The following is an 11,093-nucleotide window of genomic DNA, read 5'->3' as shown; positions in this document are numbered from 1 at the left end:
CGTAGCGTACCCGTATGTTGGAATAGTTTCACATAATATAAAAATTTTGTTAGGAAACATGTCGAAAAATATTTTTTGTCACTTCACCAACGGGTCAAACCGTTGATATATCAACATTTATAGAGGGAGGTGCTTTTATATGCCGCAACAAAAACTAACCATCGTCCCCGTCAAATTACATATCGATAACGAAAATACTTCCATTGCAGATCCAGTTGTGGTCTCCCCAAATCCTACCTGCACGATCAAAACCGGCAACGTTGAAATTTCCTTCTACAACGGCATTGATGAGCGCATTATCCAGTCAGTCATGAGGGAGTTGAAAAATCCGTGAAGTACGATTATACAAGTGTAAAAAACATATATATCATTTGCGGTAAAACGGACATGAGAAAAGGCATTGACGGATTAGCCACACTAATTCAAGATTCTTTTGAATTGGATCCTTACGGTGATTCCATTTTCTTATTTTCAGGATGGAGCAAAGATCGCTATAAATGCTTATATTTCGACGGTGATGGCTTCGCCATGCTTTACAAACGTTTGGATAACGGCAAACTCCAATGGCCGAAGGATGAAAATGAAGTACGCAATCTTTCCCAAAAAGAGCTCAGATGGCTCCTCGAGGGATTATCTATCCAGCAGCCAAAGGCGATTCAGCCGTCATCAAAAGGTGTATTCTAAATTCGTTAAGCCCATTCAATTTTTCTTTATTCCACCGTTCTAACCCGTTATAATAATAGGAGTGAATCCGAACGAAAAGTGGTGAATGATGTGGCGAATACTTCTTCTAATAATGAAAATCAATTTGAAAGAGTAATTCGATTGCTCGAAGAGCAGTTGGCTCATTCCAATCAACAAAACCAGGAACTATCAAAAAAATTGGATCATTCATTGAAACAGAACGAAGCGTTATCGCAGCAACTTCGGCACTTAACAAAGCTTTTATATGGCTCTAAAACAGAAAAATCGAGATATAACTCTCTAGAGGGACAAGCGTCATTATTCGATGATGACCCGTCTTTTAACGATTCTGAGCACACAGAGGAACAAAGCCAACAGACCCTTTCTTATACTGTTGTTCGAACTATTAAAAAGAAAAAACGAAATGATTCATTACGTAACGATATCGAAGTAGAAGAAATTCATTATTATCCGGAAAATGCGCTATGTGACTGTTGCCAAGGACAAATGATTGAAATTGGCAGCACAATCGTACGTGAAGAAGCAGTATTTATTCCAGCGATAACAAAGAAAGTTCAACACATTGAACACGCTTTAGAATGTAAAGATTGCAAAGGTGATTCATTTAAAAAAGCGCAAATTAAGCGTGGTAAGGCACCGCAGCCTGCTATTCAACGCAGCATCGCAAGCCCAAGCGTGCTTGCCAAAGTCATTTACGATAAATTCGCACAATACTTACCCCTTTACCGGCAGGTAAAAGAATGGGAACGGTATGGCTTAAATACCAATGATAAGAATCTTTCGAATTGGGTCATTCGTGCATCACACGATTGGTTATTGCCTATTTACGAAAGAATGAAAGACTTGATGATGAATAAATCGCTCTTACATATTGATGAAACATATGGACAAATTCTCAATCGATCCGATGGGAAGTCCGGTCAAACGAATGCATATAATTGGGTGTCCCGAAGTGTTCCATGCCAAGGACCACAAATAACTCTTTTTCATAGTGCACTATCACGGGCCCGTTATGTCCTTGAAGGTTTCATCAAAGGCTTTTCTGGAACGATCATTTGCGATGGTTATTCTGCCTATGGTAAGTTGGAAGGCGTTACCTTCGCAAATTGTTGGGCGCATAATCGACGTTATTGGCTGAAAGCAGAAGGCAAAAATGGCCGAATCGGAGTGAGTTATTGCGACGAATTATATCGACTCGAAAGGCAATTTAAACATTTGTCTCCGAGTAAACGAAGAAAAAAACGCCAAAAATACTCGAAGCCAATTGTAGATAAATTCTTTGAATGGGTTGAAACGTCACCATTCTATGGAAAAAGTGCACTTGCCAAGGCAGCCGAATACTCATTGAACAGGGAAGACGGTTTAAGAGCATTTCTGAATGATGGGCGTATTGAAATTGATAATAACCCAGCGGAAAATGCCATTCGCCCCAACGTTTTGGGTCGCAAAAACTGGCTATTCTCGGTAAGTGAAGCCGGGGCAAAAGCTAATGCCATCTGTTTGAGTATCGCAGAAACTGCCAAAAATAATGGTGTTGATTTCTACGAATACGTAAAAAAGCTCTTGACGGATCTGCCGAATCTCGACATCCATCAAAACCCAGAAATTTTGGATCAATACTTGCCCTGGTCCAAAATGATCCAGGTTGAATGCAGTAAATAAATGAATAAAGCCGTATATTTGATTAAAAAATCAGGATATCCGGCTATTTGTGTTGCGTACCGGAAGGTACGCTTCTTTTTTATATTTCGGGCTTACACAGCAGGTCGCACTCCTCGTGAGTGCGAGGATTGAAATTTCCAGTTGCTTTGGGCTTGTTCGGTTTATTCTTGTCGCACTCCTCGTGAGTGCGAGGATTGAAATTTCCAGTTGCTTTGGGCTTTGTTCGGTTTATTCTTGTCGCACTCCTCGTGAGTGCGAGGATTGAAATATCGACATAAGCATTGACATCAATTGACATAAACGTCGCACTCTTCGTGAGTGCGAGGGTATCCCAAAAAAGTATGAAGTAGAAAGTCCCTCCCACCTTATCCCAGTTTTTTTATATGATTCGAGTGGATTTACCGAAGGGCATCAATAAATTGTTTTAATATTTTGGGGAATACTTCTGATTTTTTGTATATAGCAACTAGGTTTCTAGGCACTTGAAATGTTCGACAGTTTGCCGTAGCTATTATTCCATGTTTTAGTTCCATTTCAATTGCTGAATAAGGTAATAGTGATACTCCCATTCCATGCATGATACAAGATTTTACCGCTTCAAAGTGATTTAATTGTAAAATCACATTAACTTTGTGCCCACTTAAAATATTTTCTAATATCTGTTGTACAAAAAACTTTGATGAGTAAAAAATAAATGGCAAAGTCAAAACTTCCTCAAATGTTATTAATTGTCCATTTGCCCATGGATGCCTGGGTGGAATGGCAAGCACAAGATCATCTTGATAGATTTTTTTTACTTCAATGTCATCTCTTAAAATAACGCTTTCATAAGTTAAAATTATATCAATTTGATTTGTTATAAGTTTATCTATAAGTTTTGTATTATTTTCCTCAAAACCGACATCAAAATGAATGTATGGATTTTGCTCCATAAACCGCTGAAGAACTTTTGGTACGTAGTATGTACCAGGTATTTCAGAAGTTCCGATCAAGATATTTTTTTGAGAAATCCCCAGATGTTCTAAAGCATTCTTAGCCTCGTCCACCATACTAAATATACGAACCCCGTATTCATAAAGGGTTTCTCCGTGATGAGTTAAACGAAATAGCTTTCCACGCCGTTCAATTAATTTTTTCCCAAGTCCTTCTTCTAAACTTCTTATGTGCTGAGAAATAGCGGGTTGACTAATATTGAGTTCCTGTGATGCATTAATAAAACTTTTATTTTTGGCAACTGAACAGAAGATAAATAATTGATGAAGGTTCATATTATTCTCCTTATAAGTAAAACTTATAAAAAAATAAGAATTATATATTTTACAATATGATAACGTTATCAGATAATTATTTCAACAATTTTAAAAATTCAAAAGATGAAAGGGAATGTCAGTTATGAAGGCAATTCGTTTTTTGGGAAATGGAGAAGTTGAATACGTAGAAAAAGAAATTCCCACCGATCTTGGTGAAAAAGAGGTCTTGGTAAAAGTATCTTGTTGTGGCTTATGTGGTTCAGATAAACGACTTTACCTAAATGGTACGGAATATATTCCAGGGCACGAAATTTCCGGCGTAATCGATTCTGTTGGTGCAAAAACCAATATTGAAAAAGGAACGAGAGTCATTATCTATATCCCGCTTTTTTGTGGGGAATGTAAATTCTGTTTAAAAGGTGAGAACAATCGCTGTCAAAACATCTCGGGTCTAATTGGATGGCAGAAAGACGGTGGTTATGCAGAATATGTTCGTGTGCCAGAAAGTAATGTTATCCCGATACCGGAGGATATTTCCGATACGGACGGTGTCTTATTATTAGACACAATTGGAACAGCAGCACATGGGATTCGATTAGCACTAAGAAGAAACCCATCTGAAACAGCAAGTGACAAGACTTTAGTTATTGGCTGTGGTCCTCTTGGATTAGGTGCAATTTTAACGCTTCAGGCATTTGGATTTAAAAACGTATTTGCATGTGACCCATCTCCAGAGCGCATCAATTTAGCAAAAGAATTTGGAGCGATCCCATATGAAAGTAATGATGGTTCCAGTGAAGCAGAATTTTCAATTGTTATAGAGGCAAGCGGAAGTGCTCCAGGTAGAAAAACAGGTATTTATGCTGTTGAGCCGGGAGGAGCATATGTAGTGATGGGAGAAAGCTCAAATCCATTTGTCGTCGAGCCTACACCTCCGTTACGAAGAAAGGATTTTTACCTCATTCGGTCTTTCTATTTTCAGTTAAATGAGGTGGAGGAAAATATCAATTTATACAGAGAGAATCAGGCTTCATTTCAGCGCTTAATTAGTAAAGTAGCACCATTTGAACAATTTAAAGAAACATTTGAAGAGTTTTGCGATGGGAAAACCATTAAACCGTTTGTAAAGATGAATTGAACATAAGCATATTTAGCAAAAGAGGAGAAGAAATGAAAATAAAAGATTCCGTTTATATTGGATTGGACATTGGTTCAACTCATATTAAAGCAGCGGTATATACAACAGCTGGAGAATTAAAAGCTATTTCCCGTTTATCAACTCCTGTTCATGTTTCAAACGATGGAGGCATCTATCATTTAGCCTCTGAACTTTGGGAAAAAACAGTCAAGTGTTTACTTGAGTGTATTAATGGAATGAAGGATATAAAAATAAAGGGCATCGGGATTGCAAGCGTGGCGGAATCGGGAGTCTTTCTTGACCATGATGGGAATCCAAATGACTATGTATTAGCTTGGTATGATCAAAGGCCAAGTAAATTTTTAAGTGAAATAAAAGAAAGAGTCTCAGAGAGGGAGTTCTTTACCAGAACAGGTCTAACTCCTGATTCAAAATATTCGCTTTTAAAAATGCTTTGGATAAAACAAAATATGCCCGATATATGGAAGTCTGCAAGAACATGGTTAAATATCGCAGATTATATCGCTTATAAATTTACTGGAAAGATGAAGTCCGAAGTATCTTTAGCGAGTCGAACGATGCTATTTAACATAAAAAATCGAAAATGGGATCAAGACTTGATAAAAGAATTCGGTATAAAAGAGGACTTGTTTAAGGTGCCGGTCCATTCTGGGAAGATGATTGGAAAACTTACAGAAGAGGCAGCACAAATCCTTAAGATTTCAAAAGGAATTCCAGTCACGGTCGCAGGACATGATCATCTGGTAGGCTCATTCGGCATTGGTGCTATTTTTGATGGAGATGTTACAAATTCATGTGGTACAGCAGAAACCCTTGTGATTACAATGCCAGAAATCGATTTAAATCAATTCTCAGGTATTCCTCCGTTTACAATTGGATGTCATGTCATTCCAAATCGATATTACGCTTTATTACCTGTTGGAAGAACTGGGGGGATTGTTGAGTGGTTTCTTTCCATTACAGGCTGGAATTATGAAAAGTTTCTTGATGTGTTATCCAAGGAAGGGGGTGAAAATCGTAATATTGATTTTCTCCCACTCCCATTTCAATCAGGTAATCAAGTTCAAAACGGATGGTTTGGCGGCGCTGTAACCAATTCCAATGTAAGCCAGCTATCCCATGCCCTAATTCATGGTTTAAGTAATTTATTCCGAAATCGAATTGAGCTCTTGGAAAGCTTAAACTTCCCGATTGAACGATTAATGGTTATTGGGGGATCCACTCAAAACCATTATTGGATGAAGATGAAAGCAAACATTTTAAATAAAAGAATACAAATTGTTAGAGACTCAGAAGCCGTTGCAAGAGGGGCTGCGATATTAGCAGCGAAAAGCAGCGGAGAAATTGAGGAAATTCCGGTACCAACTTCATTAACTATTGAACCAGATCAATCAAAGATTAATAGGTTAGAAGATTATTATCAAAATCACTATTTACAAAAGATTGCAGTTATTGATCAATAAAGCTTAATAAAAGAAAGGAAGGTAGTTATGCCTTTAGTATCAGGAAAGAAATTGTTAGAGGATGCTCATACAAATGGATATGCAATAGGGGCGTTTAGTGTAGATCATCTTAACAGTATTGTTGCGGTAATTGAAACAGCTGAAGAGATGGAATCGCCTGTGATGGTTCAAACGGGACAAGGGACTTTTAAGCAAACAAAAATGAATTATTTAGCAGCACTAGTTAAAGAGGTTGCTTCAGATGCAAAAATTCCAGTAGCGTTACACCTTGATCATGGAACGGGATTTGAGCAAGCAATTCAAGCCATCCGATGCGGCTATACTTCATTAATGTTTGATGGGTCGCGCTTAGATATAGAAGAGAATATTTCGATTACACGACAAATTAAAATTGCATCAGAAACTCTAGGTCTCCCGCTAGAAGCAGAACTTGGGAAATTAGGAACGAGGGGTTCGGATGAAATTCAACTGCTAACAGATCCCGATGAAGCAGAATACTTTGCGAAAGAAACGAACGTAGATAGTTTAGCAGTTGCTCTTGGAAATATCCACGCCGCATATGGTGAAGATTTAAGTATCAATTTAGAACACTTAAAAATAATCAATGACCGGGTAGGAATTCCAATTGTTTTACACGGTGGAACAGGTGTCTTACATGATGATATAAAAAAAGCAATCCAATTAGGAGTCAGCAAAGTAAACATTGCTACTGAATGGAGACGTGCAACTATTGATTACTTAAGAAGCGAATTAAGTAATGAAGATCAAAACAATTTCTTTGCATTAAACATGGGGATACGAAATACAATTTGTGATATTGTTCGAACGAAAATCGAATTGTTTGGCAGTCTAGGAAAAGCGTAAAAGGGGGGATCATGTTGATACAAGAGAAAATGTATGTGAATGGGGAATGGATTGAATCATTTACACAAACTTGGGATGAAGTGACTAATCCTGCTAATGATGAATTGATTGGGTATATTCCATCTGCTAATCGAGTGGATGCATCCATTGCAATTGAAGCTGCTAATGAAGCTTTTCGAATCTGGTCGAAAATGACAGCTATTGAGAGAAGCAATATTATGTATAGCGCTTATGAGCAACTCTTAGTAATGAAGGAAGATATTGCAAGAATCATGACCTTGGAGCAGGGAAAGCCACTTGCTGAAGCAAGAAATGAAATTGTCATGGCGGCAGATTACCTTAAATGGTATGCGGAAGAGGCGAAACGGGTATATGGAGACACCATTCCGTCTTCTGCAAAAAATAAGCGTTTAATGGTAATTCGGCAGCCAATTGGTATAGTTGGTGCCATTACACCATGGAATTTTCCGGCCTCTATGATTACTAGAAAAATTGCTCCAGCTTTAGCGGCGGGATGTACCGTTGTGATCAAACCTGCCGAATCCACACCATTCACTGCAGTGGAAATGTTTAAAGCTTTTCATAATGCCGGATTTCCAAAGGGAGTTATTAATTTGATTACTGGAAATGGTCCGGTAATTGGTGAGGAGTTTTTAGAGAATCGAAAGGTTAGAAAGATTGCATTTACGGGATCAACACAAGTAGGAAAGTATTTATATCAGAAGGCTTCGAAGCAAGTTAAACATATTTCCCTTGAATTAGGCGGTCATGCTCCGTTTATTGTTTTTGAAGATGCGGATATTGATTTTGCAGTTGATTCCTTTATTGTAAGTAAGTTTAGAAATGCGGGGCAGACTTGTATTTGCACAAATCGATTATTTGTTCAAGAGTCCATTCAAAAAAAGTTTACAACGAAGCTGATTCAAAAGATAGCCGAAATGAAGATTGGGAATGGGTTTGATGAAAATACTGATATCGGACCTTTAATCAACCGTCAATCCTATGAGAAAGTTCAATCACATGTTGACGACGCTGTCAAAAAAGGTGGAGTCATTTTAACGGGCGGTAATCGTTGTTATGTAAATGGAGATAAAGGATATTTTTATGAACCGACAATCATTGGACAAGTTAATGAAACAATGAAAATTTATTACGAAGAAACGTTTGGTCCGGTTGCACCGCTTATTACGTTTGCATCTGAAGACGAAGTGATTCAAAAGGCAAATGATAGTTTTTATGGACTTGCAGCCTATATATTCACAAGAGATTTAAGTAGAACTTATCGGGTATTAGAGGAACTCGAATATGGAATTGTTGGTGTAAATGATCCGATACCAGGAGTTGTTCAAGCTCCGTTTGGAGGTTGGAAGGAAAGTGGTATTGGGCGGGAAGGCGGCTATTATGGGATGGAATCATTTTTAGAAATGAAGTATGCGTCAATCGGGATTTAATCTAATCTTTGAAAAAAGGCATGGTCAAAGGGAATATTTCCTTTGGCAATGCTGGGAAGGAGGAAATGCTGATGAAAATAACTGGACTTAAACACCGTGTTGTTGGAGTACCCGTTAAATATCCAGTTGTTTCATGTGTTAGGAAATCAAAAAAAGTTATGTTTGTCATTTTAGATATTTATACTGACGAAGGAATAACAGGAATTTCTTATGTTCAAGCATTTCATAACCATGGGGCAAAGGCAATTACATCATGTATCAATTATTTAGAACCCTTTCTCATCGGAGAAGATCCAAGGAATGTATATGCATTATGGAAAAAAATGTGGGATGCTACAAAACTATTAGGTCATCAAGGTTTAGCTGTTTTTGCTGTTTCATTAGTAGATATTGCTTTGTGGGATATTTCCTCAAAAGTGGCAGCATTACCTTTGTACACATATTTAGGTGGAAAACAGCAAAATCTTGAGGCGTATCAAAGTGATGGATTGTGGCTGGAATCTCCAGAGGCAGTCCAAAAACAAGCCGAGGAATTCGTTAGTCAAGGATTCAAAACCATAAAAATTCGCTTAGGAAGAAGGGATATAAATGATGACATTAAGGTGTTGAAGGAAATACGCAATATCGTAAGTGACGACACAGAGTTACTATGTGATGTGAATCAAGGATGGGATACAGAAATATCAAGTGAAATGGATAAATATCTACAACTTTATGGAGTCCAGTGGATTGAAGAACCGATCGATGCTGAAAATGTAATAGGCTATAAAAATTTATCAAAATCGATGAAAACACCACTCACATTTGGTGAAAACCTATATCATATCAATTCATTTCTCGAATTTTTAAAAATGGATAATGTGAAAACGCTTACTCCAGATTTACAAAGAATCGGCGGGATAACTGGGTGGAAAAGATTAAATGTATTATTTGATTTCCATAATAAGTTTTCTTCACTTCATCTGTTTCCGGAAATCTCTGTCCACTTGTTTCCGTTAATTGAAAAAAAGAGAAAATTAGAATGGGTTAGTTGGTCAACACCATTGTTTAAAGAACCGCTTGTTTGTGAAAATGCGACTGTATTAATGCCAGAAGGTAAAGGGCTTTGTTTGGAATGGGATGAAAAAGCAATTAGTAGGATGCAAGAATAAAAAAACGGACGAATGGGGGATGTAAGATGACAGACAACAGGTCTTTGAAAAAAGTTGTAATGGGGAGTTTTATTGGTGGCTTAATCGAATGGTATGATTTCTTTCTTTATGGAACAGCGGCTGCTCTGGTTTTCAATAAGATATTCTTTGATAATACCGATCCTTTAGTTGGAACCTTATTATCACTTACAACATTTGCTATTGGATTTATTTCTCGACCACTCGGCGGTATTATTTTTGGCCATTTTGGTGACAAAATTGGGCGCAAAAAGGTTTTAATCCTTACGATTTATATAATGGGCTTATCAACCTTTTTAATTGGTTTATTGCCATCCGCTCAATCTATTGGAATTTGGGCACCGATTCTATTATGTACATTGAGAGTCTTGCAAGGAATTGGAATTGGTGGAGAGTATGGCGGTGCGGCACTCATGACCATTGAGCACTCACCAGAATCCAAAAAAGGGTTTTGGGCAGGCTTGCCGCAATCTTCTTCCTCAGCAGGAATTTTATTATCGACGGGTATTTTCACATTGGTTTCTAAGCTGCCAGATGCTCAATTTCTATCCTGGGGATGGAGAATTCCATTTTTAATAAGCATTTTATTACTTTTCATCGGTGTGTTTATTCGTACTAATGTTGAGGAATCACCTGATTTCAAAAAAAATGTATTAGATAAAAATGATGAAGCAAAAATGCCAGTCGTAGAACTTTTACGTACTGATCTAAAAAGTGTACTCATTACATTAGGAGCACGTTTTGGTGAAGGGATTTCTTCGAATATTTTCAACGTATTCACGATTGCCTATATTTCCACTCAATTGAAATTTAATACAACCGTATCTACAACAGGAATTATGATAGCTTCGGCGATTGGTATATTTGCCTGCCCGATCTTCGGAGCGATTTCAGACAAAGTAGGACGAAGAATCATTTACATGATTAGTGCATTTTTTGTTATGGCCTTTTCGTTCCCCTTCTTCGCGCTAATCAATACAAAGGTACCTGGTATTATTGCTCTGGCGATTATTGTAGCCTATACTTTCGGTCCTACCATGATGTTTAGTGTTCAATCAGTGCTATTCGCAGAACAGTTTGAAACGAAAGTTCGTTATACTGGATTATCAATTGCCTATCAGTTTTCTTCCATTTTAGGGGGCTTAACACCTCTGATTGCGACATCACTGCTTGTTCCACTAGACGGAAAACCTTGGTTAGTTTCGTTGTACCTATTGATTGTCGGTTTAATTTCTTTTGTATCCGCTTTATTTACAAAAGACAGTGTAAAAAGAAAAAGCCGTAAAAATGAAAGAATAACAGCGTGAATTCATTTCGAATGTAAGAGTAGTGTCCGTGAAGACATATTCTAAATGTTATTGTAAGTGGTT

The 11,093-nt window shown here is 37.6% G+C and carries 10 protein-coding genes; 9 read left to right on the top strand and 1 reads right to left on the bottom strand.

Annotation, left to right across the window (positions count from 1 at the left end):
* Positions 1–139 precede the first annotated feature (139 nt).
* The 3 genes from NFS43_RS07975 to tnpC all read left to right on the top strand — a co-directional run bounded on the left by NFS43_RS07975 (position 140) and on the right by tnpC (position 2,367).
* Complete coding sequence (locus NFS43_RS07975) at positions 140–334, top strand: hypothetical protein (RefSeq protein WP_251551107.1); 195 nt, start codon at positions 140–142, stop codon at positions 332–334.
* Entirely contained in the window at positions 331–684 is a 354-nt protein-coding gene (gene tnpB, locus NFS43_RS07970; RefSeq protein ID WP_251551106.1) for an IS66 family insertion sequence element accessory protein TnpB, read from the top strand. The genes NFS43_RS07975 and tnpB overlap by 4 nt, the downstream gene beginning before the upstream one ends.
* Before the next feature lie 90 nt (positions 685–774).
* Positions 775–2,367: an IS66 family transposase gene (gene tnpC / locus NFS43_RS07965; RefSeq protein ID WP_420910307.1), complete on the top strand. Its 1,593-nt coding sequence runs from the start codon at positions 775–777 to the stop codon at positions 2,365–2,367.
* Positions 2,368–2,765: 398 nt separating this feature from the next.
* Here the strand turns inward: tnpC and NFS43_RS07960 are convergent, their stop codons facing one another.
* Positions 2,766–3,635 carry a LysR family transcriptional regulator gene (locus tag NFS43_RS07960; protein WP_251551104.1) on the bottom strand — a complete coding sequence of 290 codons (870 nt, stop codon included), beginning with the start codon at positions 3,633–3,635 and terminating at the stop codon, positions 2,766–2,768.
* Positions 3,636–3,759: 124 nt separating this feature from the next.
* On the opposite strand from NFS43_RS07960, the gene NFS43_RS07955 reads away from it, so the two are divergent.
* Genes NFS43_RS07955 through NFS43_RS07930 form a run of 6 tightly spaced genes read left to right on the top strand, consistent with a single transcriptional unit; the run spans position 3,760 to position 11,030 of the window.
* Positions 3,760–4,755 carry an alcohol dehydrogenase catalytic domain-containing protein gene (locus NFS43_RS07955; protein ID WP_251551103.1) on the top strand — a complete coding sequence of 332 codons (996 nt, stop codon included), beginning with the start codon at positions 3,760–3,762 and terminating at the stop codon, positions 4,753–4,755.
* 32 nt (positions 4,756–4,787) lie between these two features.
* The gene (locus tag NFS43_RS07950) at positions 4,788–6,239 is read left to right on the top strand and encodes an FGGY-family carbohydrate kinase (RefSeq protein ID WP_251551102.1); all 1,452 of its coding nucleotides are present in this window, start codon (positions 4,788–4,790) and stop codon (positions 6,237–6,239) included.
* A 27-nt stretch (positions 6,240–6,266) separates the two neighbouring features.
* A complete protein-coding gene (locus NFS43_RS07945; protein WP_251551101.1) occupies positions 6,267–7,103 on the top strand; it encodes a class II fructose-bisphosphate aldolase in 837 nt (278 codons plus the stop codon).
* An 11-nt stretch (positions 7,104–7,114) separates the two neighbouring features.
* A complete protein-coding gene (locus NFS43_RS07940; RefSeq protein WP_251551100.1) occupies positions 7,115–8,554 on the top strand; it encodes an NAD-dependent succinate-semialdehyde dehydrogenase in 1,440 nt (479 codons plus the stop codon).
* 8 nt (positions 8,555–8,562) lie between these two features.
* Positions 8,563–9,705, top strand: a complete 1,143-nt coding sequence (locus tag NFS43_RS07935; protein ID WP_251551099.1) for a mandelate racemase/muconate lactonizing enzyme family protein — start codon at positions 8,563–8,565, stop codon at positions 9,703–9,705.
* A 26-nt stretch (positions 9,706–9,731) separates the two neighbouring features.
* Positions 9,732–11,030 carry an MFS transporter gene (locus NFS43_RS07930; RefSeq protein WP_251551098.1) on the top strand — a complete coding sequence of 433 codons (1,299 nt, stop codon included), beginning with the start codon at positions 9,732–9,734 and terminating at the stop codon, positions 11,028–11,030.
* The last annotated feature ends 63 nt before the right edge of the window (positions 11,031–11,093 follow it).

Source organism: Neobacillus muris, from assembly GCF_943193175.1.
Classification (GTDB): Bacteria; Bacillota; Bacilli; order Bacillales; family Cytobacillaceae; genus Neobacillus; species Neobacillus muris.
This window is presented reverse-complemented; position numbering and strand designations above follow the sequence as displayed.